The organism is Andreesenia angusta, assembly GCF_001855385.1.
GTDB lineage: Bacteria > Bacillota > Clostridia > Tissierellales > Gottschalkiaceae > Andreesenia > Andreesenia angusta.
In genome coordinates this window covers 26,912-53,569 of sequence record NZ_MKIE01000010.1, presented here as the reverse complement: position 1 = coordinate 53,569, position 26,658 = coordinate 26,912, and the positions used below count along the sequence as shown (strand labels likewise).

Here is a 26,658-nt window from a genome sequence, read left to right as displayed (position 1 = left end):
ACGCTTACAAGCTTAACTCCTTCGATTCCTTTTAGTTCTCCTGTTACAGCTTCTATAACGTCTTCTCTTCTTCCATCACTGAAGTTAGGTACAGCTAGGATATACTTCTTTTGATCTGCCATTTATTTATTCCTCCCTTTATGTATTCTTTTATTTTCTTTCAAAGTCATTATACCATAAATATATATTTATGCAAAAGCTTTTGTACGCTCATTTTCGTATACATTCCAGTTGTAGAGGGGGCTCAGCAATACGCCCCCTCGCTCTAAATTTAAACCTTGAACTTGTTTATACTCTCAAGCAGTTCCCTTGAAAGCAACTCAAGCTTGTCTACATACTGAGTCATGGTGTGTATAGAAGCCGACTGCTCCTCAGTGGATGCAGTCACCTCCTCGGACAGTGCAGCTGTCTGCTCTGCAGCTTGCGCCGACATTTCAAGACTTCTGGCTATCTCCTCTTTTTCCACCGTCATGTCCTTTACTATCTGGCTTATCCTAGCCACTTCCGCTTCCATTTCAGACATGGTGTCGAACATCTCGCCAAATATGTCCTTTGTCTCCGAGACTATCCCAACGCTGTTTTCCACAAGCGAATTCGACCTCTCTATCGACTCTACAGAGCTGTTTATCTCTCTCTGTATTTCGCTTATTATCTTCTCTATCTCAGCTGTGGACGACTTGGACTCCTCGGCTAGCTTGGATATCTCTGATGCGACTACAGCAAATCCTCTTCCCGCTTCGCCAGCTCTAGCGGCCTCTATAGAGGCGTTCAGCGACAGTAAGCTCGTCTGCTCTGTGACTTTGTCTATTAGCCCCACTATCTCCCCTATGCTTATGGACTTCTTGCTCAAGCTCTCAGTGGTGTCAGCAAGCCTTCTAGAGGAAACCCTTGTCTCTTCAGTGGTGTTGTCTAAGCTGTCCACTATTTCAAGTCCTTTTTTCGACATCTCGCTTATCGTGTGAGCTTTTTCAGTCATATTTCTGGACATAGCCTCTATGTCCTCTGTAAATCCGTCGATCGCGTTGACTATATGCTCTGTCTGTCTGCCTTGATCTCCTAGGTTGTTGGCCACTTGAGATATGGCTTCCACCATCTCGTCAGCTGTATTGTCCAGCTGGTTAGACATAAAACCTATGGATTCGGCCGACTTCGATACATTCTCCGAGACCGACTTGGATTCCTCTATAAGGTTTCGTATCTTTTCAATCATATTGTTTATGCCACTTCCAAGCCTCGATACTTCATCTTTGCCTTTGACCTCCACTTTTTCAGTGAAGTCCCCGTCTTCCACTCTGCCTATAAATTCCGTTATCTCCTTTATAGGCCTCGTTATCCTTGAAGCTACCACAGTTATAGTCAAAAGCGCTACCAGTATGCTCACCGCTCCAAGCAAGATTACAATCACGCTGAAAGCTTTAACCTTCCCAGATAGCTCCCCTTTGGGAATTACAGATATAAACTTCCAGCCAGTTTTATCCGAGTCATAGCTAAGTCCCAGAAAGTCTTCTCCATCTTGAGTGAACTCAAACTCGCTCGTTCCCATTCCCTCTATATCTAATTCGTCTATGTTCTTGAAATTGGTCTCTGGATTTCTGGGGTTTGAAAGTATAGTCCCGTCGTTCTCGACCATTATCAAGTATCCTTCGCTGCCTATCTTTATGTCTTTTATCATATCTGTAAGGCTTCCAAGGCTTATGTCCATGGCCTGGACTCCTACTACAGCCCCTCCGGCGTTTTCAACTGTCTTAGCCAAGCTTACGTTTACGGCATCTGCCGCCTCCCAGTAGTATGCGCTCGTCCTGACAACCTCTCCTGGGTTCTCCATGGCCTGTGTGTACCAAGGCCTTTCTCTAGGGTCGTACCCTTTCGATATGCTTCCTTCAGCATACTGGATATACCCTCCTTGCTCTGTACCTAAGAATACGTCCGATATGTTTTCCCTGTTCTTTGCAAATACGTCGTAGACAGAGTATATCTGGCTTTCAATTCCCTCTCTAGAAGCCGGACTGGAAACCTCGCTTTCCGACTCCATATCTATGTAAGTTTTTACGGTCCCGTCCACGAGTTTCACCGTTGGATTTTCCGCAATCATGTCCAGGTCCTTGGACATCTCCTCGAAGAACAGCGCTATGCTGTCGTCTATCTTCTCCACTTCCCTAGACGTGCTCTTTGCAAAGTCCTCTCTCACTATTCTCTCGGTGTACTTCCAAGAAAACACCATGGCCACAGCTATACATGCTGCGATGCTTAAAAATGTAGATAATATCAACTTGCCTCTAATGCTTTTCATATTCTTTCCTATTCCTCCTATTATTTTGTATCATAGAGTAATATTTACCACCTTATCCTGATATTATTCATATTTATTGGAATTTCCCTAAAAAAAACATAAGAGCGCAGGAAACAAAGTTTCCTGCGCTCTTATGTTTTTTATCGACTACTATGCCTTACTGCTCGCAAAGACCCATAGATCCGTCGCGCTTAGCCATTCTATTTCCTGAAGCATTTCCGTTTCCGTTTAGTTTGAGTTCTCTCATGACTTCTCTGACTGCAAGGTTTTCCTCCTCTGTAAGCGACTCTATGGCCTCTCTCACAGTGCCAAACTCCTCTGCTTGTAGCTTCGCAGCTATATCAGATTTTCCCGCAGACTCCAGAGCCTTCACTATGCTTTCAAGTCTCGAAGCTCTATTCGCCCCTGCGTTTTCTCCTGTGCACTGTCCGCCTGATCTAGCCATCTTGCCTTGCCCTCTTTTAGCTCCTTGCTCTGCTCTGGCTTGAGTATTCTGCTGGGCTGGTGCATCCTCTGATGCAAAAGCCGACATACCTCCAAGCGCCATAACCGCCGTAAGTGCTATTCCAACTATTTTCTTTTTCATTTTAAATTCCTCCTCTAGTTTAAATTGACTTTGGTGTTCTTTGCTACAACTTAATTATAGAAAAAGAATTTGAAGAGATTATGAATTTTCAAAACTTTTTCGAGGAATAGCTATGGTGAATTTGCTGCCCACTCCAATTTCGCTCTCTGCCGAGATGCTCCATCCATGAGCTTCCACAAGAGCCTTTACTATAGTGAGCCCAAGCCCCGTTCCGCCGTAGTCTTTGTTTCTGGACTTTTCACCTCTGTAAAACCTCTCAAACACAAGCGGAAGGTCTTCGCTAGATATCCCGATTCCAGTGTCTGATACGCTCAGTTCCAGACCAAGCTCAGTCTCCAAGGCTTCTACCCTCACCTTTGCACCGACTTCCGAATACTTGTATGCATTCAGAATCAAATTGTACATTATCTGCTTGAACTTACTTTTGTCCAGTTTTACTCTAAAAGTTTTATCTGCTTTAACTCCAATCTCAAGCCCTTTTTCTGCAAACATCGGAGTCAGCGGATTCACTACAGACCACAGCTCTTCCGGCAAGCTCACCACTTCAAGGTTCAGAGTCTGACTTCCACCCTCTAGCGTATGTATATCCTTGAGCCTATTTACAAGTTCATTCACCATGTCAACCTCCACATAAAGGTCTTGCAGACGCTCCGTGCTGACTTCCCAAACCCCCTCTATCATGGCTTCGAGATGACTTTTCAGCACAGCTATGGGCGTTCTCAGCTCATGGGCCATATCTGATACAAGTTTCTTCCTCATATCTTCCTGAGCTTTCAAAGTCATCGCCATTTGGTCTATAGCCTCTGAAAGCTCGTATATCTCTTTGGGGTCAGACTTAGAGCTTAGGTATTTGTGAGACCACTCGCCCTCTTTTATGCGCTCAGCCACAAGCTTTACCTTTCTTATCGGGCTTGATATTTTCCTTGAAAAAAAATAGCTTATCACGATTGAGAGCAGCAGGAGAAATACGCCTGCAAATCCAAGCGATTTTCTCATAGCGCTTTTAAACACCAGGTCTTCAGCTTTCAAGCCAAGTCCGTCTTTGAACCCTATAGTCACAGTTCCGCTTCCGCCTTCCATCTCAAGGGGAAACTCCATCTCTTTTAACTCTCCATCTAGCAGTTTTCCCCCTTGAAACCCGCCTTTTTCGCCGCTATCACTCACAAGAGACTCTCCGTCCTGATCCACTATATCTATGGAATAGCCTCTCCTGTTGGAAATCCGCCTTATATCCCTCAGCTCCTCTGTAGAGAAACCATCTTCTGAACTATACATCTCCGCTATCTCCTCGAAAGCCTCCTCTACCTCCGATGTTTTCACTTCCGAAAGGTAGGACTGGAACTCCCTGTCAAGCACAGCACTTGAAGTCAGCCACATAAAGCCTATTATAAGCGCAGAGAAAAAGAAAAAGCTGATTGTCAATTTCGCAAATATGCTCCGCCTCATCTCTTCACACCGAACCTGTACCCCATGCCGTACACGGTCAGTATATACTCAGGCTCCTTGGGATTGTCCTCTATTTTATGCCTTATATTCTTTATATGAGCATCCACAGTCCTGTCGTTTCCGTCATAGTCGTATCCGAAGGACTTCTCTATTAGCTGGTCTCTGCTGAGTATACTCCCCAAATTGGCCAGGAAGGTCTTCAGCACCTTTAGTTCGCTCCCAGTGAGTCCTGCGTCAATTCCGTCTTTAAGCACTATCCCTGCGCTCAGGTCTATCTCCAAGTCTCCGTCGTTAAAGCTGTACTTCTCAGCCTTGGGTCCGTCGCTGTAGCTTCTTCTGAGAAGCGTCTTCACTCTCTGCACAAGCTCTTTCACGCTAAACGGCTTTATTACATAGTCATCGGCCCCTATGGACAGCCCTTCTATTCGCTCTTCCTCTTCCACCTTTGCAGTCACCATTATTATGGGTACGTTTGACTGGCTTCTTATCTTTCTGCAGACTTCCTCCCCTGAGAGCTTCGGAAGCATTAGGTCGAGTATCACAAGCTGCACTTCCTCTCTTTCAAACAGCTCGACTGCCTCTATCCCATCGTAGGCCTGGGCAACTTCATAGTTTTCTGCTTCCAGAAACGACTTCACAACTTCAGAAAGCTTCGATTCGTCTTCCACTAAAAGTATCTTCAAGTCTATCACCCCTTATCTAAAAAAGGGCGGATTATATCCGCCCTATAAATCAGTGTTTGAAATGTCTTATCCCTGTAAATACCATGGATATGCCGTGCTTGTCGGCGAGCTCTATAGACTCGCTGTCTTTTTTTGCTCCGCCAGGCTGGATTATAGAGACTATCCCCGACTTGGCCGCAAGCTCTACGCAGTCCCCAAAAGGAAAGAAGGCATCCGATGCAAGCACAGCTCCCTGAACCCCTTCTCTGCCTTGTTTTACGGCATTTTCAAGCGCCCATATCCTGCTCACCTGTCCAGGCCCCACAGCAACTGTAGTCTTGTTTTTCGCCACAACTACGGCATTTGATTTTGTGGCCTTTACCACCTTCCACGCAAACAAGAGGTCCTCTTCTGTGGATTTATCAGGCTTGGCCTCGGTCACACATATAAGCTTTTCTCCAAGCAGCTGCGTGTCCTTGTCTTGCACCAGCAGCCCGCCTGATACGCTCTTGAGGTTTCGAGAGCTTGTCAGAGGCTTTGATGCCTCAGGTTGTTCCAGCACTCTCACGTTCGGCTTTTGAGAGAGTATGCGAAGCGCTTCCTCTGAGTAGGAAGGCGCCACTATGACTTCTAGAAATATCTTGGATAGAGTTTCCGCAAGCTCTGCGCCTACTTCTCTGTTGAATATAACTATCCCGCCGTATATAGACTGGCTGTCAGACTCGTATGCCTTTGCAAAAGCAGCCTCTAAGCTCTTGTCGCTTGCAACACCGCATGGATTCCCATGCTTTATGGCAACAGCTGTAGGCTCTTCGAACTCCCTTACAAGGTCAAGCCCTTCATTCAGGTCGTTTATGTTGTTGTAGGAAAGTTCTTTCCCGTTATGCTGGACCAGTGAAGCCATTCCCGAAGGTTTCCCCAGCGACTCTACATACAGTGCTCCTTCCTGGTGAGGGTTTTCCCCGTACCTAAGGTCAGACTTCTTGCTGTAAGGCACTAGCAGTCTTTCAGGAAACTTGTCTCCTGTCACCTCGTTGAAATAAGACGCTATCATGGAGTCATAGTATGCAGTATGGGAAAATGCCTTCTTGGCCATCTCGACCCTTGTGTCTAGAGAAGTTTCCCCGCTCGCTCTAAGCTCGCCTAGCACTCTTGAGTAGTCTTCCGGCTCCACCACTATCGTGACATGCCTGTAGTTCTTGCTCGCAGCCCTTACAAGCGTTGGGCCTCCTATGTCTATGTTCTCTATTATATCCTCAGTCGTCGAGCCTTCCCGCTCGTAGACCTCCTTGAAAGGATATAGGTTTACGACCACCATGTCTATGCTCCCGATATTCATTTCAGCTATAGTTTTGACGTCGTCGTCATTGTCTCTTCTGTATAGAATCCCCCCGTGCACAGCAGGGTGGAGCGTCTTGACTCTTCCGTCAAAAGCCTCCGGGAATCCCGTCACACTTGAGACTTCCACTACGTCTACGCCTTCCTTTAGAAGTTCCTTGTAAGTCCCCCCTGTAGAAATCAGCTCCCATCCCATATCTGCCAGTCCTCTGGCAAAGTCCACAACGCCTGTCTTGTCTGAAACACTTATCAAAGCTCTCTTCAACCTTAAGCCACTCCTTTAAATAGTCTTATTTTTTGCTCTCCATCCTCTTAAGTACTTCCCTGTATCCTAAAAGCACATCCCCGTTTCCTTCTCTAAAGATGTCCTTGTCGTACTTTTCTCCTGTGTTCATATCCCAAAGCCTGCAAGTGTCTGGAGTTATCTCGTCCGCAAGCAGCAGCTCCTGACCTTTTCTTCCAAACTCCAGCTTGAAGTCTATTATGTCCAGCCCTATCTCTTCAAAGTAGAGCTTGAGCATATTGTTCACCTTGTTCGAGATCCTCTTTATATTCTCTACTTCGTTTTCGCTTAAAATTCTCTGCTCGACTAGATGCTCAGCGCTCACCTCAGGATCCTTGTTTTCGTCGTCCTTTATATGAAATTCAAGTATAGGAGTCGAAAGCTCATCCCCTTCTTCCACGAACTCGGCCTTTTTCAAAAGCGCCCCCGCAGCCCTGTTTCTGACTATTATCTCTACAGGGATCATCTCTGTCTTCTCTACAAGCACATGCTCATCGTCTAAGCGGTACACAAAGTGAGTCCTTATATTCCCTTTGCTCTCTAGGTAGTTGAATATCTTCGCAGATATCTTGTTGTTTATTCTCCCTTTTTCCTCAAATACGTCCTTCTTCGCTCCGTTAAAGGCAGTTATGTCGTCTTTGTACCTCATTATTGCCTTGTCTGGGTCCTCTGTATTGTATATTATCTTGGTCTTTCCCTCTATATATATATCTAATCTCTTCATCTAAACCTCTCCTGTCCAAATCTTTATTTCCCTTTCTGCAGATTCCTTAGAATCCGAAGCGTGAACCAAGTTTTCCTCTTTTATAAAGGCATAGTCGCCTCTTATACTTCCGTTCTCAGCCTCTATCGGGTTTGTCTTTCCGTTTATCTTTCTGACTGCATCTATCGCGTTCTCCCCTTCTAGCACCATCACAACTATGTCTCCACGCTGCATGTAGTCTATAAGCCTGTTGTAGAAGTCCTTTCCAACGTGCTCGCTGTAGTGCTTAGCCAGTATTCCCTCATCTGCCCTAGTCATATTACAGTAGGTTATTTTCAAGTTCTTTCTTTCGTATCTCGAGATTATATCTCCGACAAGCCCTCGCTCGACGCCGTCAGGCTTTACAATCACAAGTGTTCTTTCCAAGTCAATCACCTTCTCCATAATTATTAATCATTAAGAATATATATACCCATTTAGTCGCTAAAAAATTCATAATTTTAAACTGTCTTTAGCTTAGACCGTATTGTATAATTAAAGTTATAGTTTTATGCCAAAATCAACTGGGGGGATTCACTTTGAAAGCCAAGTACAGATACATATTCCTAGTTTTTTCTGCTTTGCTCGTACTAGCTTCTTGCTCTGGCGACAGAAAAAGCAAAGAGCCTTTCGATCCAAAGTCGCATATCTCGGAGTCCCGCTATGACGAGATCAGCCTTGTGGAGCTGTTCGATTACATATCTTCCGCTGGAAAACTTAAGTCTCCTATGCTGAATAGGTTTGAGCTTACAGCCGACAGAGACGGGTCTATTTCGAATCTGTCTCTAGAGGTAGTGGACACAGAAAGCGGAAAATCTCACAACGCGTCTTATGACTCAAAGTCAGATATATTCAAAATAAAGCTAGATGAATACGTCGCTGAAGAAAAAAAGCTCTTTGACCTATCGCTTCTAGAGAGTGCCGAATCGCTGCTTGAAAACCTCGAAGCCGATCAAGCTTTCTCTATCTACTTCCTGACAGAGCTTTCATCCGGTTCAATAGATGCAAACTTTCCCCAAAGCTCGGATGTTTTCCTGCTTGAAAAAAGAGGTCTCCAAAAAATCAAGTCTCCCGAGATTCCAAAGTCTGAAACACTGTACTTTTTCGCCGTTCACAACCTAAATTCAAGCACAGACTATCCTTCCTACTTCATAGTAGATCCCAAAAAAATATAAAAAAGTAGGTGTCGATATAATTCGACACCTTTATATATATGACTAAAAAGTCAAGCTTCCTGATTAAATTTTACTCAAACTCTATAGTTGCTGGTGGCTTAGAAGTCACGTCGTAAAGCACTCTGTTTATTTCTTCAACTTCGTGAACTATTCTCTTTGCAATCTTGTCTAGCAACTCGTGAGGAATCTTTGCAAACTCAGCTGTCATGGCGTCTTTAGTGTATATAGCTCTAAGCACTACAGGGTATCCATAAGTTCTCTTCTCGTTTGTCATTCCAACACTCTTTATGTCAAGTATAGTGGCAAAGTACTGCCATATTTCCTTGTTGAGTCCTGCTGCCTCTATCTCTTCTCTGAATATCCAGTCTGCTTCTCTCAGTATATCCAGTTTTTCTTTTGTTATATCTCCAACAACTCTAACTCCAAGTCCTGGACCTGGGAAAGGCTGTCTGTCTACAAGCTTGTCTGCTATTCCTAGCACTCTTCCAACTTCTCTTACCTCGTATTTGTAAAGCGCTTTTACAGGCTCTACAAGCTCAAAGTCAACATCTTCTGGAAGTCCTCCAACATTGTGATGGCTCTTTATAACTTCTCCGCTGTCTGTCATACTCTCAACTATATCTGGATAAATAGTTCCCTGAACAAGGAAGTCTATCTTGCCTATTTTGGCCTTCTCTTCTTCAAACACTCTTATGAACTCTTCTCCGATTATCTTTCTCTTCTGCTCTGGGTCCTTAACTCCAGCAAGCTTTCCTAGGAATCTCTCTTGCGCGTTTACTCTTATAAGATTCATATCAAAGGTATTCTTGAATATTTCCTCTACCTGGTCTCCCTCGTCTTTTCTCATAAGACCATGGTCTACAAATATGCAAGTCAAATTAGATCCTATCGCCTTGTGAACTAGCACAGCCGATACAGATGAGTCTACTCCTCCTGAAAGAGCGCATATCGCTTTTCCGTCGCCGATCTGCTCTTTTATAGCCTCTATAGTTTCCTTAGCGAACTCTTCCGCGTTCCAATTTTCCTCAATTTTACTACGTATGTCCTTATTCATCTTCAGTCATTTCCTCCTTTGAATGTATATGAACCTCTCGACCTCGGAAAATGCATAAAAAAAGCACCTCCGAGTGGAAGTGCATTGGCCATCAAACACGCAACGCCTGGTCCACTCATAGTCAAACAGTTAACGGCTGTTCGGTAGAGACTCCCCGTCCATATCACAGGGTATATATGAGTTGAAATCAAGTATTCTTTTAATACATAGATTGTATACTAAAAAGTGTACTCATGTCAATACACCATGAATTTTTTTAAAAAGAAAAAGTGCGGGAAATACTGAATTTCCCACACTTTCAAGCTATTACATCATAGGTGGCATTCCGCCCATTCCTCCTGGCATTCCACCCATTCCTTCGTTCTCTTCTTTTATGTCAGTTACAGCAGATTCTGTCGTAAGCACCATGGCCGCAACAGATGCCGCATTCTGAAGCGCCGATCTAGTTACCTTAGTAGGGTCCACTATTCCCGCCTCTATCATATTCACATACTTTTCGTTAAGTGCGTCAAATCCCACTCCGGCTTCGCTCGACTTAACTTTTTCAACTATTATAGACCCTTCAAGACCTGCGTTCTCCGCTATCTGTCTAACCGGCTCTTCAAGCGCCTTGTAGATTATAGCTGCTCCCGTCTTCTCGTCGCCTTCTAGGTTTTCCAGAAGTTTCTCTACAGCTGGCACAGCGTTTAGAAGCGCTGTTCCTCCACCTGAAACTATTCCCTCTTCCACAGCGGCTCTAGTAGCAGCCAGTGCGTCCTCTATTCTAAGCTTTCTCTCTTTAAGCTCAGTCTCCGTAGCAGCCCCTACTTGGATAACCGCCACTCCGCCTGAAAGCTTTGCAAGTCTCTCTTGAAGCTTCTCTGAGTCAAACTCAGAAGTAGTAGATTCAAGCTGAACCTTTATCTGGTTGATTCTGTCCTGGATGTCAGACTCCGAGCCTGCTCCATTTACTATAACAGTGTTTTCCTTGTCTATCTTAACGCTTTGAGCTCTACCAAGCATGTTTATGTTGGCTTCCTTTATGTCGTATCCAAGCTCTTCAGATATCACTTCTCCGCCTGTAAGCACAGCTATATCTCTAAGCATCTCTTTTCTTCTGTCTCCAAATCCTGGAGCCTTTACAGCCACGCAGTTGAAAGTCCCTCTAAGCTTGTTCACAACTAGAGTTGCAAGCGCCTCTCCTTCCACATCGTCAGCTATTATAAGCAGTGACTTTCCTTGCTGAACTATCTCCTCTAGCACTGGAAGCACGTCCTGGATGTTGTTTATCTTCTTGTCTGTTATAAGGATATAAGGGTTGTCAAGCTCCGAAACCATCTTCTCAGTGTCGCTCACCATATAAGGTGATAGGTATCCTCTGTCAAACTGCATACCTTCAACCACGTCTAGCGTAGTTCCCATAGACTTAGACTCCTCTACAGTTATGACCCCGTCTTTTCCAACTTTGTCCATAGCTTCAGCTATAAGTGTCCCTATCTCAGAGTCGGCAGCCGAAATCGCCGCAACCTGAGCTATAGACTCCTTGCTGTCTACAGTCTTAGAAAGCGCCTTTATCTCGTCTACAACTGCGTCTACCGCCTTAGATATACCCTTTCTGAGTATCATTGGGTTTGCCCCTGCCGCCACGTTTTTAAGTCCTTCTCTTATTATAGCCTGAGCAAGAAGCGTAGCTGTAGTAGTTCCGTCTCCGGCCACGTCGTTTGTCTTTGTAGAGACTTCCTTCACTAGTTGCGCTCCCATGTTTTCAAAAGCGTCTTCTAGCTCTATCTCCCTAGCTATAGTAACTCCGTCGTTAGTTATAAGCGGAGCTCCGAATTTCTTGTCTAGCGCCACATTTCTACCCTTAGGTCCCAGTGTAACTTTCACAGTGTCTGCTAGTTTGTTTATACCTCTTTCCATCGCACGACGTGCGTCTTCTCCGAATTTTATGTCTTTAGCCATTTATATCACCCCTATTTTTTTGTTTTTACTCTATAACTGCAAGTATATCCGCTATCTTAAGTACAGTGTACTCTTCTCCGTCCATCTTCACTTCTGAACCGGCATATTGAGAGAAAAGCACCTTGTCTCCAACGCTCAGCTGGCCCTTAGTCTTCTCGTCGTTCTCAACTCCAGATCCTATAGCCACTACTTCCGCCATCTGTGGCTTCTCTTTAGCCGAACCTGGCAGTACTATTCCACTTTTAGTCTTTTCTTCTGCTATCGCTTTTTTTATAACTACTCTGTCTCCTAGTGGTCTTATACTCAATTTAAACCCTCCCTATATGTTTTTTCATTTTGTTAGCACTCAACTCTACAGAGTGCTAATCCCGACATCTCTAATGTTACTCAATACGGTCAGATGAATCAAGCTTTTTTTTAAATTATTTCCGGCTTTTTTCAAGTTTTATTTGTATCCAAGTTCATTTATACCCACGATACTCTGTTTTTCTCAAGTTTTTTTACTATTTCACCATAAAATAAATCACCGGCCCGAGTAGCGCCGGCAGCATATTTGCCACCTTTATCTTTTTAAGCTCCAGTATGTTAAGCCCTATGGCCACTATCATTATTCCTCCGACAGCGGTGAGTTCCGCTATAAGGGGCTCTGTGAAAAAAGATCCCAGCTGCCCAGCAAGCAGTATTATGGCTCCCTGGTATACAAATACAGAGATGGCGGAAAATCCGACTCCTATGCCTAGCGTAGATGTGAAAACTATGGCCGTTACACCGTCCATAACAGATTTGGTGTAGAGTATGCTGTGAGTCCCCTTAAGGCCGCTCTCTATCGAACCAAGTATAGCCATCGCCCCTATGCAGTAGATAAGAGATGCGCTTACAAACCCCTTTGCAAAACTGTTCTCGCCTTCTGATTGGAACTTGCTTCCTATATAACTTCCGAAAGACTCTATCTTCTTGTCTATCTGTGCAACTTCTCCCACGAAGCTTCCAAACACTATGCTTACGACTGAAACCAGCAGATTCTGGGTCTCCATCACATTCATTATCCCCATCACAAGGGCCACTATCCCCATTCCGGCCATTATTGTCTCGCTGTACGAGGGCTTTATCAGTTTCTTAAACAGCATGCCCACAGCCGTCCCTATTATTATGGCTGCCATATTGGCTATATTTCCTGTCATCATCGCTATCTCCCTTTCCATTATAAAAAGCGCCCCTTGAAGGTGACGCTCTATTATAAAAATAATTTATTTTCTATGTCGAAAGCAGAGTTCTGTCGGAGAGCATTACATGGGCATTGTCGAAGTGGTTCAAGAGCTTCTCTATAGTCAGCTCCTTCTTCTCCTTGCCTCTTATGTCCAGTATTACCTCTCCAGAGTGCATCATTATAACCCTGTTTCCAAGGCTTGTGACGTGGTTTAGATCGTGTGTAACCATCATAGTGGTTATCTTGTTCTCTGTCACAAGCTCGTTTGTGATGTCTATTATCTTGGCAGATGTCTTAGGGTCGAGGGCCGCCGTATGCTCGTCTAGCAAGAGCAGTTTTGGATGAAGCATAGTCGCCATTATAAGCGAGAGCGACTGTCTCTGTCCTCCCGAAAGCAGACCGACCTTGTCGTGCAGCTTATTCTCTAGCCCAAGCTCAAGCCCCGAGAGCATCTCCTTGAATACATCTATGTTTTTCTTGTTTACTGCCCTTCCAAGCCCGTAGGTCTTTCCCTTGTTGTACGCCATAGACATGTTCTCCAGTATAGTCATGGAAGGCGCAACTCCGAAAGACGGGTTTTGGAACACCCTGGCTATATCCCTAGTTCTCTTGTACTCTGGGTATCTGGTTATATCTACTCCGTCAAGCACTATCCTTCCAGCGTCAAGCGGTATAACCCCGGAGATTACATTTAGCAGAGTAGATTTTCCAGCGCCGTTACTTCCTATTATGGTTATGAAATCTCCCTCGTCCACATCTAGAGAAAGACCTCTGTAGATGGTGTTCTGGTTCACAGTCCCCCTGTTAAAGGTCTTTTGCAGATTCTTTACCGAAAGCATCTACCCCACCTCCTTTTCCGAAGCCAAAGAGCCGTCTTTGCTGAAAATACCTAAAGCCCAGTTTTTAACTATGCTTCCCTTGTTGTTTATCCCAAGGAATATGATTACTATTATAGCCGTCACAAGCTTAAGATCCGTAGGCTCTAGATTTGTCCTGAGTGCAGCCGCTATCGCCGCTCTGTATATTATGGATCCTACAATCACAGCTGTAGTCGCTTTGACAAAGCCAATCTTTCTGAAAAGCGATTCTCCAACTATTATAGACGCAAGGCCCATTACCACAATTCCCACTCCCATCTGGGCATCTGAGTAAGTCTGCCTTTGAGCCAGCACAGAACCAGAAAGCGCAACTATGGCATTTGAGATCATTACTCCTACTATCTTCATCTTCCCTATGTCTACACCAAGCGTAGTAACTAGCTGTGGATTGTCTCCAGTTGCCTTTAGCATAAATCCGGCCTTGGTTGAAAAGTACCAGTCCAGCACGAACTTAGATCCTATGGCCACTATCGCAATCACGATAAGCGGTGAAACTCCACTTGAAAATATGGTCTCCACGTTAAAAAGCGGTATATTTGGCCTTCCCATCACCTTTAGGTTTATAGAGTAAAGCCCCGTCATCACGAGTATACCGGAGAGCAGGTTGGAAATTCCAAGCTTTACATGAAGTATTCCCGTAACTGCACCTGCAGCCGCGCCTGCTAGCGTGGCGTAAAGAAGCGCCAAGTAAGGGTCCACCCCGTTTACAAGGCAATAAGCTGTGACAGCAGCTCCCAAAGGGAAGCTGCCATCAACTGAAAGGTCTGGAAAGTCCAGTATTCTATAGGTTATATAAACCCCTAGAACCATTATGCCGTATATAAGGCCCTGTTCTAGGATTCCAAGCCAAAAACTACTCACCACTGCCACTTCCTATCATCACAGCTCTGTCTGCAAGCTCTTTAGGAAGCTCCAGTCCCAGCTTTTTAAGTGTGTCTTCATTTACAGTTAGTGTAGTCTCCTTAAGCGACTCAACTGGCATCTCTGAAGGCTTTTCTCCCTCTAGTATCCTGATGGCCATAAGTCCTGTCTGGTATCCAAGCTTTTCGTAGTCAAGCCCCTCTGTTGCAAGCGCTCCGTTTTCAACCTGCCCGCTTTCCGAAGCTATTATAGGCATCTTCTTCTCCATAGTCTTAGCGTATATAAGTGGAAGCGAAGAAACCACCACATTGTCTGTCGGCACATAAACAGCGTCTATCTCGTCTATTATAGAGTCAAGCACCTGTGAAACGTCGTTTGTTCCAGTAACTCCAGCTTTGACTATCTCAAGGCCGAACTCGCCTGCCCTAGCTTCAGCATCCCTTACCTGAACTTCCGAGTTTGCCTCAGCTGTGTTGTAAAGTATTCCGACCTTCTTGGCTTCTGGATAAAGTGTCTTTAGAAGCTTGAATTGCACTCCTATGTCCATGCTGTCTGTAGTTCCAGACACATTTGTCTCAGGCTTTTCAAGGCTCTTTACAAGGCCTGCATCCACCGGATCAGTCACCGCCGTTATAAGTATAGGTATCTCTTTTGAAGCGTTGTAAAGCGACTGCGCTGATGGTGTCGCTATTCCAAGCATAAGGTCTTTGCCCTGAGACACGAAGTTCTGAGCTATTGTGTCGTTTACAGACTGGTCTCCCTGAGCGTTTTGGTAGTCTATCTCTACCTTGTCTTTGTATCCATTTTCCTCTAGCGCTTTTTCAAACCCAGCCCTAGCAGAGTCAAGAGCTGTATGCTCCATTATCTGAGATATACCGATTTTGTATTTGTCTCCAGAGCCAGTCTTTTCAGCCTCGCTCTCTTCTCCTCCACCTGAACAACCTGCAAGCACTCCTACTCCAAGAGTCATAACTAGTCCAAGCGACAATAATTTTTTTCTCAATTTACTTGCCATTTTACCATGCTCCTCTCAACATTTATTTCCAAACTACCATTCTACTGCGCTCCACTAGCCGTTTAAGTGGGCGATCAAATCAATTATACTATAATCCAAAAGAGTTATTTAGCAAATTAAACATTTTTTAAGAAAACTTAATATTTAGTCCGATATGGACCTATGCCCCATTCCAACCACGACCTCGTTCAGATGCAGCAGACCTACGTTCACAAAAATACAGACAGTCAGATGCCCTCCTAGCCTGGCTATGGAGAGTTTGCCTCCTACGTTCAGTCCGTTCGCCTTTGGATAGACTTGAACTACCGCCTCTCTCGCCGCTCCTGCCACAGCCCCGTCATGGGCAAAGCACTCTGTAGTTATTCCACTCCTCCTAGAGGCCACTACAGCCCTCTCTATTATCTTAGGTATTGAGTCTATGAGGTTTCCCCCTATGTCTACCCCGGCCGACTTTATCCCCTGGCTCCTGAAACGCTCTATGCACTCAGCCTCCTCTTCTCTGCTAGAAGACATGGCCACCGTTATAGCCGCTTTTGCAACTTCAAGTCCTAAATCTTTCATAGAATCACCCCTCTACTTCTTTCCTACTCCGTTTTCTCTAGCATAGTAAAACAAGTACTGCTGCCCGAATCCGGCATATTCTCCAAACATCTCAAGCCCGTACTCCCTCACCTTGTTCAAGTTCTTGTACGCGCCCTTTGTGTAGTACTCATCCATAACTCTCTGCACCCATACGTCTACCGGAAACACATCGTATTTCGATAGCCCGAACAGCAGTATACAGTCAGACACTTTAGGTCCCACTCCTGCAAACTCCATAAGCTGCTCTCTAGCCGTATCTGTCGGCTCGTCTTTGAGAGCGTCTATCCCGCCTAACTGCAACACTCTCTCAGCAGAGTCCATTATATACTTTGTCCTGAAGGAAGTGCCGTACTGCCTTATGTCTCCCTCAGACAACCCCGAAAGGTCTTCAGGCCTTGGAAATGCGTAGTACTCCTTGCCGTTGTACTCACCTATCTTCTCCCCGAAAGCCTTCGACAGCTTCTCTATCGTCTTCTTTATATTCGGGATTGAGTTCCTGGCCGAGATTATAAACGATACGAGCATCTCCCAAGGCTCCTGCGCAAGTATCCTTATCCCGTTTCCAAACTCGACCGATTTTTCCATCACTTCATCTACAGAGACTCTCCTCTTTATCTCGGAGTAGTCTCTCTCCAGGTCAAAATAGCCTTTCCAAACAGCTTCAAACTCCGCTCTGTCCGTGTTGGAAAGCACCACTCTGTCACCTTCTTTTGCCACATTTATGACTCTTCCATAGGCAACCCCTGTATAGGACCCGTCGTCCTCTCTGTTCCACCTGAAGCACTGTCCACATTCAAATATATGTACAGGTTCAAAGTCAGAGACTCCTCCAAGTATTACACCGTTTTCTGTTTCACTCAGCTTGTAGTTCAAAAAAATACCCCCTATATAAAAATAAAGGGACGGCTGACCGTCCCCTTCTTTTGTTTTAGTATATTCCCTGTGCGTGCATAGCCTCTGCCACTTTCAGGAATCCAGCTATATTAGCCCCTGCTACAAGGTTGTATCCGAATCCGTAGTCTCCGGCAGCCTTTCTAGCGTTGTCGTGTATATTTATCATTATCTCGTGAAGCTTCTTGTCTACTTCTTCTTCAGACCAAGAAAGTCTCATGCTGTTCTGGCTCATCTCAAGCGCCGAAGTGGCAACTCCACCTGCATTCGCAGCTTTTCCTGGGCCTATGTGAACACCTTTCTGCTGTAGGAACTTAAGCGCCTCTATATTTGTAGGCATGTTCGCTCCCTCTACAACGTACTTGACTCCGTTTGCAACTAGCTTTCTAGCTTCTTCTATTCCGATCTCGTTCTGAGTAGCACATGGCATAGCTATATCTACTGCAGTTCCCCATGGCTTCTCTCCTGGGAAGAACTCAACTCCGAACACTCCGAACTTGTCTGCATAGTCCTGAACTCTGTCTCTTCCCGAGTTTCTCATCTCTATAAGGTAGTCTATCTTCTCTCCGTTAACTCCAGATGGGTCGTAGATATATCCGTCTGGTCCAGAAAGAGTTACAACTTTTCCTCCTAGCTGGTCTACCTTTTTGGCAACTCCCCATGCAACGTTTCCGAATCCTGAAACAGCGACTCTCTTGCCCTTAAGCTCTTCTCCATTGTGCTTCAGCATCTCTTGAGCGAAGTAAGTAGCTCCGTATCCTGTAGCTTCAGGTCTTACAAGGCTTCCTCCGTAAGAGATTCCCTTTCCTGTAAGAACTCCGTTTTCGAAAGCTCCTCTAAGTCTTCTGTAGTGTCCGTATAGGTATCCTATCTCTCTTCCTCCAACTCCTATATCTCCAGCTGGAACGTCTGTGTCTGGCCCTATGTGCTTGAAAAGCTCAGACATAAAGCTCTCGCAGAATCTTCTGATCTCTGCGTCCGACTTTCCTCTAGGGTCGAAGTCAGATCCTCCCTTTCCTCCGCCTATTGGGAGACCTGTAAGCGAGTTTTTGAATATCTGCTCGAATCCAAGGAACTTCAGGATGCTCAGGTTAACTGTAGGGTGGAATCTAAGTCCTCCTTTGTAAGGCCCTATAGACCCGTTGAACTGAACTCTGTATCCACGGTTAACTTGAACTTTGCCGTTGTCGTCTTCCCAAGGCACCTTGAACATTATAGCTCTCTCTGGCTCGCATATTCTCTCAAGCAAGCTGGCATTTAGATACTCTGGGTTTTTCTCTAAAACTGGCTCTAGCGAGAAAAGCACTTCCTCTACTGCCTGTAGGAATTCACTCTCATGTGGATTTCTGTTCTTTACAATGTCAAAGACTTCTTGAATATGATTTTTCATATTGCTGATTCCTCCTCTAGTTTTATTTTATATTATAGTGTTATTTTTTTCAAAAATCAATTAATTTTTATTCAGTTTTTTCAAAAAATTTCACCGATCGAGCCTCTCCTTTTTCCAACAAACCACTAATAATACTGTGTCATTTCCAAAAACCCCGAGTGCGAACGATTCAGATTTTTATATATTTATTCTTTATTGTGAATTTTTAATCTTAATTTTGACTATATTCACGTTGACTTTAAGTATGTTTATGGAGGTCATTGATTCTACAACCTTTGAAACTTCCTTTTGAAGGAAAGTCGAGGTCTCAAGTATATTGTACCCGTTTAAAATGAATATATCTACCGATATGACAATTCCTTCTCTGTAGTTTTCTGTATATACCCTGTATGCTCTCTCAATCCCTTCAACCTTGGACGCTATATGCTTGACTATCTCTCTTATGACCTTGTCCGATATGGTGTAGCTCCCAAGGTAGCTGAAGCTCGGCCTTACAACGGTCTTTTCGTACACCTCTTGCCCGTAACTTTTCATCCTCATAACTTTCAGAGTATCCATAAAGTATCCAGAGAAGTCCTTCTTTATCTCGAAGGTGGGAAGGGGGATGACGTGCTTGCCCTCTTCTCGCCTGTGCTTTCTGGCAGTCTCTATCTCCTCTTTAGTTGAAACGCCCTCTATATATATTCTCTCGTCTATCTCTCCAAGCTCCAACGCCCTAGCTATCTTCTCCACCATATTGTCCGAAGTACCTATTATGAGAATCCGCTCTGGATTTTCACTCAAGATAGCTGACCTTACCTCTTCCCTATGCTCTTCGTCCATAAAAAGTGCTCTCTTTACAGCTCTTATCTTGGAGCCTTCGCTCTTAGCAGACTTCCCCGCCAGAAGCTTGTTCCCCTTTATAAGTATCCCGTCGTCCACTATATACTCTATTCCAAGCTCTCTTGCAACGCCTATCGACTTGAAGCTTTTCCCGGTTCCACTCTTGCCCACAAATGCAGTAATCTCCATCTTGTCTCCACCTTCTCGCAGTATTATATACAGTTTACCACAAAAAAAGACAGGAGAGCTCTATCTCCTGTCTTGAATCCTGCTTTTTACACAGTGAATGTATTTATCTCCTGGTTCAACCTCTCTGCAAGGCTGCTTAGATCGCTTGAAGCCTTGGATACCTCTTCTACAAGCTCGTTCTGTTGAACCATAGAAGCAGTGACCTCTTCGGCAGCTGCTGCCGTCTCCTCTGAAACTGCTGATATATTCTCCATAGAAGATACCACGCTCTCCCTAAGCTGATCCATCTCCTCGAAGTACTCTGCCATATTAGATATCTTTTCATTCACTTCTGCTATAAGGCTGTTTATAGTCTCGAAGGACTTGTCGACCATTATGACAGACTCGTTTTGCGAGTCGTTTATGGCCTTTACAGACTCCATAGTGTCCACAGTCCTCTTGCTCTCGCTCTGGACACCTTGGATTATGCCCTTTATCTCGTCAGACGAGTCCCTAGAGCTCTGCGCAAGCTTCCTGATCTCCTCGGCAACCACGGCAAACCCCTTCCCATGTTCGCCGGCCCTTGCAGCCTCTATCGAGGCGTTGAGCGCAAGCAGATTGGTCTGCTCTGTTATGGAGTCTATAGTTTCCAGTATCTCTCCAACAGAGTTCACCTTTTCATCAAGCCCTATTATTATCTCTTCTATGTTCTCTGTGCTCTCCTTGTTCTCCTCAGCCTTGTGCTTAAGCTCTTCAACTACATTCTTACTCTCAGCACTTGTTTTCACTATGTTTCTAGTGAAGTCCAGCACCTCTTCAGACTCTTTGCTCAAGTACTGAAGCTTTTCCGAAAGCATGGAGACTTCTCCAACTGCTTTCTCGGCGTCTCCTGCCTGATCTGACGCTCCGTTTGCGATTTCCTCGACCGTCCTTGTCACGTCCTCAGAAGACACCCTTGTCTCGTTCGCCGTATAAGCGAGCTTTCCAGACGACTCTGTGACTTCGCTTGAAACAGATTTTATATGCTCCACAAGGTTTCTCAGCTTTTCAACCATGGCTTCAAATCCAGATCCAAGCTTTCCTATCTCGTCCCCCGAGACTATGGATTCGAGACGCTTTAGGTTTCCAGACTCTATCTCCGCCACCTGGTCCATCAGCTTGTATATGTTCTTGGTTATACGCCTTCCAAAGAGGTAGGCTATAAGTATTCCGAATGCCACCGTGAGAAGTCCAACAAATCCGGCGTAGAGAAGTATCTTCTTGGCTTCAGCTTCCACATTCCCCTTGCTCATCTCTGTCACAAGCCTGGCGCCACCAAACTGCTCAGCTGAAATCATATAGTCCTTCCTGATAAGCTCCCCAGTGTCTTTTCCCACGAACGAGTCCTCTAGGGCGCTTTCTCCATTCTGAAGTCCTTCTATAAGCTTCTGAGACGAGCTCTTCTTGCCTATAAGCTCTTTTACAGGATGTGCGAATATGGTGCCGTCTTCTGACATCAGCGATATTCCTCCACCTTCTCCCAAGTCTATCGCAGCCAAGTCCTCAGAAAGCCCCATAAGGGATATGTCCGCTCCAAGCCCACCTATGAACACCCCTTCCTTGTATATAGGGTAGGCGGCCGTTATGACCATCTCTCCAGTGCTCTCGTCCACATATGGCTCTGACCACTTTATCTCTTTCTGATTCTCTATCTGCTTGTACCACGGCCTCTCTGCAACTTTGAAGTCCGCCGAAACTTCAGCATAGGGTATGAAAGTCATCTTGTTGTCTGTAGTCCCCACAAATAAGCTCAGCAGATGCTCATTGTTTTCATTCAAGTTTTTGAAAGCTTTCTCAAGGTTCTTCATAACCTCGGGGTCCTCCATGACATTTCCCACATTAGACATAGAGCCAATCAGATTAAGCTCCTTTTCAACCCCTTCAAAGTACATCTTCATATAGTTCTCAGCCTGCGACCTTACAATGACACCTGTGTTCGTCTGCTGCGCTCTTATTATGTCCTTGGACTTTAAGTAGGCGCTTCCCCCTACAAGTAATACAGGTATCACTATAAATACGATCAGCATGCTGATTATCTTGTTCTTAAGGCCCATCCCGCCAAGACGACCCCCAAGTCTCTTGTTTGATTTAGTCTTCTCCCTCAATCACCTATGCCTCCTCATTATTTAATTTTCCTATAACTATATTATACCTATTCTAACAAACTTTAAACATTTTCAGATTCTCGCTTGCTTTCCTTTATCAAAAACGAAAGCGCAAGCAGGCTTTCGCTCAGATGAACATTTTCTACCACTATCCCCTCTGGTACCTTTATGTCCACTGGTGCGAAGTTCCATATAGCTTCAACCCCAAGCGCTATTACCCTGTCGGCTATCTCCTGAGCCGCCTCTTTCGGGGTAGTTATTACAGCTATGTCCACCTTGTGATCTTTTGAGAAGCCTTCAAGCTCATCTATATCCATTATAGGTATATCCCTTATCTTAAGACCCATGTACCTAGGGTTCTTCTCGAATATGCCTATAAGCCTAAAACCTCTGTTGTCGAAATTCCTGTAGTTGGCTATGGCCTGCCCCAGATTCCCAGCCCCTATTATTATAGTGTTGTATCCTTTGTCAAGCCCCAGTATGTTCCCCAACTGATTGTATAGCTCCTCCACGTTGTATCCATATCCTTGCTGACCGAATCCTCCAAAATTGTTAAAATCCTGCCTTATTTGCGATGCTGTAAATCCCGTAAGTTTGCTCAGTTCATATGAAGAAATTCTCTTTATGTCATTTTCCATAAGTTCGCCTAAATACCTGTGATACTTAGGAAGCCTCCTCACAACCGCCATAGAAACTTTACCATGCTTCGCCATGTCTTCACCCACTTTTCCTTTTAAATTATACAGTCTATTCTATGATAAAGTTAAAATTATGTCAATCGTTACAGTGACAAGACATAAGTATACATTAGAAGCTACATGTTTTATATCCAAGCTTTTTTTGGTACAATTAAGCTAGAAATTTAAAAGGATGTGTATAACTTGATAGTTCTATCTTGCAACAGTTTAACCAAGGCTTACTTGGTCGACAATATTCTAGACGACGTAAGCTTCTCAATAAACCAAAACGAAAAAGTGGGGCTCGTCGGACTGAACGGAGCCGGAAAGTCCACTCTCTTCAACATACTCACAGGAGAGCTGTCTGCCGACTCAGGCACAATCTACATGCCTAAAGACTGCAAAGTTGGAATACTCAGGCAGCAGACTTCTGTACAAAGCGAAAATACGATATACGAGGAGCTGCTCTCGGTCTTCTCTCACCTCTCCGATATGGAGCAGGACCTCAGGGAACTCGAGCAGCGAATAAGCGAAGAGGGAAGCCTAGGGCATTCCAATGCGCTCGAAAAGCTGATGTCCTCTTATGCCAATCTAAGCGACAAGTTTCAGGCTATGAACGGATACGGTTTCAAAAGCGAAGTGAAGGGAGTGCTGAAGGGACTTGGCTTCTCGGAAGATCAGCTTTCAACTCCGATTTCTTCGCTCAGCGGGGGTCAGAAAGCCAGAGTGGCGCTCGGAAAGATACTGCTTGAAAATCCGCAGATACTCCTTCTAGACGAGCCTACAAACCACCTCGACATAGAGGCCATCAGTTGGCTTGAGAAGTATATAAAAGACTACAAAGGCACAATCATACTCATATCTCACGACAGATACTTTTTGGACAGCACTGTATCTAGGATATTCCACCTAGAAGGCGGGAAGCTAAATACCTATAATGGAAACTACACGCAGTTTGTGAAAAAGCGTAAAAAAGACATCGAGCTTATGAAGAAGCAATTTGAAATTCAGCAGAAGGAGATTTCAGAGCTAAAGGAGTTCGTGGAAAAAAACAAGGCAAGGGCTTCCACCAGGAACATGGCCATGTCCAGGCAGAAAAAGCTAGACAAGATAGAGAGGCTTGAAGCCCCTCCAGGAGAAAACGCCAGGTCTAAGATTCGCTTCGAGCCGTCTGTCCAAAGCGGAGACGACGTGCTGAACGCAGAAAAGCTCAGCCTCTCCTACGGCGAAAAGAACATTTTCAGAGAAGTCTCTTTGAGGCTTTATAAAGGCGACCACGCCGGGCTAATAGGCCCGAACGGAGTGGGCAAAACCTCCTTGTTCAAGGTAATACAGGGACTTTCAGCGCCTGACTCCGGGAACGTAGCTATAGGGCACAACGTGCACATAGGTTATTTCGACCAGGAACAGTCTAATTTAAGCGAAGAGTCTACAGTCCTAGACGAGATATGGAACGAAAACCCGAAGCTGACCCAGACAGAGATAAGGAGCTTGCTGGCCAGATTCCTGTTTGTAGGAGACGATATCCTAAAAGAGATATCACTCCTAAGCGGTGGCGAGCGAAGCAGGCTTTCTTTGCTCAAGCTCATGCTCTCTAAGTCGAACTTCCTACTTATGGACGAGCCCACTAACCATCTCGACTTGGACTCTAAGGAAGTCCTAGAAGACGCCATAATGGACTACGACGGAACGGTGCTGGTTATTTCACACGACAGGTATTTCCTGAACAAGATCTCGAGCAAGATTCTGGAGATGACCCCAGAAGGCGTCAATGAATACCTCGGAGACTACAATTACTATCTAGAGAAAAAGTCTCTGGAGACATCTCCAGATGCTGAAACACCAGAGCAGATCAACAAGACACAGTCGAAGGCCCTTAAGAAAAAAGACAGAGAGGCCGAAAAGCTCGAAAGGCAAGAGAAAAAGAGGCTGAAAAATCTAGAACAGGACATCTCTTCAGTTGAAGAAATCGTCTCTAGTCTAGAAGCAAGGCTCTGCGAGCCGGAAGTCTACTCAAACCACGAGCTAAGCCTTGAAATAAACAAAGAGCTCCAAGAGCAAAAAACACTCTTGGAGCAAAAATACGAGGACTGGATTCTGCTTACAGAATCCTAGTCTTCTTTCAAGTCCAGAACTCTAAATCTGGACTTTATGCTTTCCAAATCATACTCGCCGTCCTCGGATTCAAGCACGTACACCCTTCCCTGGGACTTCGTTATTATCTCTTCACTCTCCCTGCTCTCTTTAGTCATGTCTTCCCAGCTGTCCAAGCTGTATATAGATATGCCAAAGAGCTTCTCTTCAACTTCTCCTGGAGTCGTTCTTGTAAACTCCACTTTCTCCAGTTTTCCATCTCTGTCAGAAATCCGCCTTATGACTATATCTTCATTCCAGTCTTCAAAAAAGTCTAGTGCAAAGTTGGCTTCGTCCGTATACTCCCTCTTTACCAGCTTAAGCTGACTGTAGTCTTCGTTCAGCCCATACCACTCCGTTATCCAGGTCGAACTGTCCTCTTTTTCCAGCCCTGGGCTCAGTTTGAGTATTGGAAACTCAAACACCCCGTCCTTGTCTATGTCCCTAGACGCCACGAAGAAAGGGTTCTCTATCGACTTCTTTCCAAGCAAGTTCAGCCTTTCCAGATTGTCACCCTCTACTTTGAACACGCTTAAGACACCTTTCTTGTCGTCTGTCTCAAGCTCTGCTATAAGCCCTTTCTTGTCGGGGTTTATCTGCTCTAGCTTCAGGTCCACCTTGAACTCCATCTCCTCAAGCACCACAGAGTCTATAGTCGCAAGCTTTCCATCCCTATACTCATAGTAGTTTATCTCTGTGTTCTTTTCCTTGGAATTGCTCTTAAGCAGTATCAGCTCGCCTATGCTGTCCGAGTCGAAGTCGGCCACAAAGAGATCTTCGTAGTTGTCGTTCAGCAGCTTCTCCAAGCTACCGTCTTTGAACTCGTAGACGTCCAGGCCTTTTGTGGAGCTTTTTCCGATTTTAATCCCTACCATTATCTCGTCAGACCCGTTTCCCGTTATGTCTTCCACAACTATCTTGTCGAAATCCTCTCCTACAAGGGGAATCCGCTCCTCTTCAACCCAGTAGTTCCCGCTTTTTTCAAGCACCATCAGGTTCAGCGGCTTGTTGCTGCTGTTTTTTTTGTAGGGTATCAGCACCCTCTCCACTCCGGCAGAATCCTTGAAGTGCATAAGCTGAAAAAGCTCGTCTTCCTCTGGAGCCGATATCTCGGCGCTGTCCGGAAGCTGCTTTGCTATCTCTGACTTTAATTTATCGACATCCTCCAAGTCAGTCGAAAGTATCTTAAACTTCTCTCTGTGAACCCGATTTATAAACAGGATCAAGAGCATTATCCCTATTCCTAAAAGCAGGAGCTTTCTAGACCTATTCATTAAGCCACTCTCCCTTTTCTCAATTTAACTACATAGACATTATATTCGCTTTCGTAAATCACTGTGTTACAAAAGAGTGAACTTAGAGTTTTAAATTAGGGACCGCGTTCAGCTTCATATCTCCCCTGATGCCTCTCTTGTAGTTATAATAAGCTAGACAACCTATCATAGCTGCATTGTCTGTGCAGAGTATCTTTGAAGGGAATCTTGTTTCAAGCCCTTCTTCCGCCGCCCTTTTAGACATCAGATTTCTAAGCCCTTCGTTGGCTGCAACGCCTCCAGCCACGACTATCTTGTCCATCCCGCTCTCTTTTGCAGCCTCGATGGATTTCTCCACCAGCACTTCCACAACAGCCTGCTGAAAAGATGCGGCTATGTCCGGGATGTTGAGCTCGTTTCCCTTTTGCTTTTCCTTGTTTATATAGTTCAGCACGGCCGACTTAAGTCCGCTGAAGCTGAAGTCGTACTTTCCGTCTAGATTCGCCCTTGGAAACTCTATGCTGAAAGGGTCTCCCTCGCTCGCCAGCTTGTCTATAAGCGGCCCCCCAGGGTATCCTAGCCCCAGCGTTCTAGCCACCTTGTCGAAAGCCTCTCCGGCAGCGTCGTCTCTTGTCTGGCCTAGGAATTCGTACTCTCCATAGTCAAGTATGTTGGCCAGATGTGTATGACCACCCGAAACTATAAGGCAGGTGAACGGAGGCTCAAGCTCCACATCTTCAATGAAATTGGCGTATATATGACCCTCTATGTGGTTCACAGGCACAAGAGGTATCTTCTTAGCGTATGAAATAGCCTTGGCTGTAGAGATCCCCACAAGCAGAGCTCCCACAAGCCCCGGCCCGTAAGTCACGCCTATGCAGTCCATCTCGTCTAGCTTCATTCCGCTCTCCACAAGAGCCCTGTCTATTACCGAGTTTATATTCTCTATATGCTTCCTAGAGGCAATCTCCGGCACGACTCCGCCGTATAGCTTGTGGTCCTCTATCTGAGATGATATTATGTTCGAAAGCACTGATCTCCCGTTTTCCAGCACAGCCACAGAGGTCTCGTCGCAAGAGCTCTCTATCGCAAGTGTATATATATTTTCCTTCAAATTAAA

At 45.1% G+C, this 26,658-nt stretch carries 24 protein-coding genes, 1 pseudogene and 1 riboswitch; of the genes and pseudogenes, 2 read left to right on the top strand and 23 right to left on the bottom strand.

All coding sequences use genetic code 11. The annotated features are described in order from the left end of the window. The 8 genes and pseudogenes from EUAN_RS12445 to ndk form a co-directional block, all read right to left on the bottom strand. Positions 1–122, bottom strand: a pseudogene (locus tag EUAN_RS12445) (glutamate formimidoyltransferase); the annotation flags it as partial. Between the two features lie 149 nt (positions 123–271). Then, positions 272–2,290, bottom strand: coding sequence for a methyl-accepting chemotaxis protein (locus EUAN_RS10080; protein WP_071064241.1), 2,019 nt, complete (start codon positions 2,288–2,290; stop codon positions 272–274). Positions 2,291–2,447: 157 nt separating this feature from the next. Beyond that, entirely contained in the window at positions 2,448–2,876 is a 429-nt protein-coding gene (locus EUAN_RS10075; protein WP_071064239.1) for a hypothetical protein, read from the bottom strand. 78 nt (positions 2,877–2,954) lie between these two features. After that, positions 2,955–4,298, bottom strand: a complete 1,344-nt coding sequence (locus EUAN_RS10070) for a sensor histidine kinase (protein WP_169817379.1) — start codon at positions 4,296–4,298, stop codon at positions 2,955–2,957. Positions 4,299–4,318: 20 nt separating this feature from the next. Beyond that, positions 4,319–5,014 (bottom strand): response regulator transcription factor, encoded by a 696-nt coding sequence (locus EUAN_RS10065; RefSeq protein WP_071064236.1) that lies wholly within the window; start codon positions 5,012–5,014, stop codon positions 4,319–4,321. 40 nt (positions 5,015–5,054) lie between these two features. Beyond that, the gene (gene purH, locus EUAN_RS10060; RefSeq protein WP_071064234.1) at positions 5,055–6,587 is read right to left on the bottom strand and encodes a bifunctional phosphoribosylaminoimidazolecarboxamide formyltransferase/IMP cyclohydrolase; all 1,533 of its coding nucleotides are present in this window, start codon (positions 6,585–6,587) and stop codon (positions 5,055–5,057) included. A 25-nt stretch (positions 6,588–6,612) separates the two neighbouring features. Then, positions 6,613–7,329, bottom strand: coding sequence for a phosphoribosylaminoimidazolesuccinocarboxamide synthase (gene purC, locus EUAN_RS10055; RefSeq protein WP_071064232.1), 717 nt, complete (start codon positions 7,327–7,329; stop codon positions 6,613–6,615). Next, positions 7,330–7,752 (bottom strand): nucleoside-diphosphate kinase, encoded by a 423-nt coding sequence (gene ndk, locus EUAN_RS10050; RefSeq protein WP_071064230.1) that lies wholly within the window; start codon positions 7,750–7,752, stop codon positions 7,330–7,332. Between the two features lie 134 nt (positions 7,753–7,886). Between ndk and EUAN_RS10045 the strand changes: the two genes are divergently transcribed. Then, positions 7,887–8,522: a hypothetical protein gene (locus tag EUAN_RS10045; protein ID WP_071064228.1), complete on the top strand. Its 636-nt coding sequence runs from the start codon at positions 7,887–7,889 to the stop codon at positions 8,520–8,522. A 70-nt stretch (positions 8,523–8,592) separates the two neighbouring features. On the opposite strand, the gene guaA is transcribed toward EUAN_RS10045, so the two are convergent. The 13 genes from guaA to EUAN_RS09980 all read right to left on the bottom strand — a co-directional run bounded on the left by guaA (position 8,593) and on the right by EUAN_RS09980 (position 22,188). Next, positions 8,593–9,576, bottom strand: a complete 984-nt coding sequence (gene guaA / locus EUAN_RS10040) for a glutamine-hydrolyzing GMP synthase (protein WP_483756998.1) — start codon at positions 9,574–9,576, stop codon at positions 8,593–8,595. A 98-nt stretch (positions 9,577–9,674) separates the two neighbouring features. Beyond that, positions 9,675–9,776: riboswitch (purine riboswitch) on the bottom strand. Positions 9,777–9,882: 106 nt separating this feature from the next. Continuing rightward, positions 9,883–11,517: a chaperonin GroEL gene (gene groL / locus EUAN_RS10035; RefSeq protein ID WP_071064226.1), complete on the bottom strand. Its 1,635-nt coding sequence runs from the start codon at positions 11,515–11,517 to the stop codon at positions 9,883–9,885. A 25-nt stretch (positions 11,518–11,542) separates the two neighbouring features. Next, the gene (locus EUAN_RS10030) at positions 11,543–11,824 is read right to left on the bottom strand and encodes a co-chaperone GroES (RefSeq protein ID WP_071064224.1); all 282 of its coding nucleotides are present in this window, start codon (positions 11,822–11,824) and stop codon (positions 11,543–11,545) included. Positions 11,825–12,020: 196 nt separating this feature from the next. Beyond that, on the bottom strand, positions 12,021–12,719 hold the full coding sequence (locus tag EUAN_RS10025; RefSeq protein ID WP_245674486.1) for a DUF554 domain-containing protein: 699 nt from the start codon (positions 12,717–12,719) through the stop codon (positions 12,021–12,023). A gap of 52 nt (positions 12,720–12,771) precedes the next feature. Then, on the bottom strand, positions 12,772–13,563 hold the full coding sequence (locus tag EUAN_RS10020; protein WP_071064222.1) for an ABC transporter ATP-binding protein: 792 nt from the start codon (positions 13,561–13,563) through the stop codon (positions 12,772–12,774). After that, positions 13,564–14,463, bottom strand: coding sequence for an ABC transporter permease (locus EUAN_RS10015; protein ID WP_084655896.1), 900 nt, complete (start codon positions 14,461–14,463; stop codon positions 13,564–13,566). It abuts the gene before it with no gap. Next, positions 14,456–15,478 (bottom strand): ABC transporter substrate-binding protein, encoded by a 1,023-nt coding sequence (locus tag EUAN_RS10010; RefSeq protein WP_071064220.1) that lies wholly within the window; start codon positions 15,476–15,478, stop codon positions 14,456–14,458. Before EUAN_RS10010 ends, EUAN_RS10015 begins: the two co-directional genes overlap by 8 nt. A 144-nt stretch (positions 15,479–15,622) precedes the next feature. Then, entirely contained in the window at positions 15,623–16,039 is a 417-nt protein-coding gene (locus tag EUAN_RS10005; protein ID WP_071064218.1) for a HutP family protein, read from the bottom strand. 12 nt (positions 16,040–16,051) lie between these two features. After that, positions 16,052–16,933, bottom strand: a complete 882-nt coding sequence (locus tag EUAN_RS10000) for a DNA-3-methyladenine glycosylase family protein (RefSeq protein WP_084655895.1) — start codon at positions 16,931–16,933, stop codon at positions 16,052–16,054. A gap of 55 nt (positions 16,934–16,988) precedes the next feature. Then, positions 16,989–18,341, bottom strand: a complete 1,353-nt coding sequence (gene gdhA / locus EUAN_RS09995) for an NADP-specific glutamate dehydrogenase (protein WP_071064214.1) — start codon at positions 18,339–18,341, stop codon at positions 16,989–16,991. Positions 18,342–18,533: 192 nt separating this feature from the next. Next, positions 18,534–19,352 (bottom strand): Asp23/Gls24 family envelope stress response protein, encoded by an 819-nt coding sequence (locus EUAN_RS09990; RefSeq protein ID WP_071064212.1) that lies wholly within the window; start codon positions 19,350–19,352, stop codon positions 18,534–18,536. Between the two features lie 86 nt (positions 19,353–19,438). Then, positions 19,439–21,475: a methyl-accepting chemotaxis protein gene (locus EUAN_RS09985; RefSeq protein ID WP_071064210.1), complete on the bottom strand. Its 2,037-nt coding sequence runs from the start codon at positions 21,473–21,475 to the stop codon at positions 19,439–19,441. A gap of 62 nt (positions 21,476–21,537) precedes the next feature. Then, the gene (locus EUAN_RS09980; protein WP_071064208.1) at positions 21,538–22,188 is read right to left on the bottom strand and encodes a redox-sensing transcriptional repressor Rex; all 651 of its coding nucleotides are present in this window, start codon (positions 22,186–22,188) and stop codon (positions 21,538–21,540) included. A 168-nt stretch (positions 22,189–22,356) separates the two neighbouring features. Between EUAN_RS09980 and EUAN_RS09975 the strand changes: the two genes are divergently transcribed. Next, the gene (locus EUAN_RS09975) at positions 22,357–24,267 is read left to right on the top strand and encodes an ABC-F family ATP-binding cassette domain-containing protein (RefSeq protein WP_071064206.1); all 1,911 of its coding nucleotides are present in this window, start codon (positions 22,357–22,359) and stop codon (positions 24,265–24,267) included. Here the strand turns inward: EUAN_RS09975 and EUAN_RS09970 are convergent. Both EUAN_RS09970 and tsaD read right to left on the bottom strand, forming a co-directional pair. Further along, positions 24,264–25,559 carry a hypothetical protein gene (locus EUAN_RS09970; RefSeq protein WP_071064204.1) on the bottom strand — a complete coding sequence of 432 codons (1,296 nt, stop codon included), beginning with the start codon at positions 25,557–25,559 and terminating at the stop codon, positions 24,264–24,266. The two genes, EUAN_RS09975 and EUAN_RS09970, sit on opposite strands and share 4 nt — an antisense overlap. 82 nt (positions 25,560–25,641) lie before the next feature. Further along, positions 25,642–26,652 (bottom strand): tRNA (adenosine(37)-N6)-threonylcarbamoyltransferase complex transferase subunit TsaD, encoded by a 1,011-nt coding sequence (gene tsaD, locus EUAN_RS09965; protein WP_071064203.1) that lies wholly within the window; start codon positions 26,650–26,652, stop codon positions 25,642–25,644. Positions 26,653–26,658: the final 6 nt, after the last annotated feature.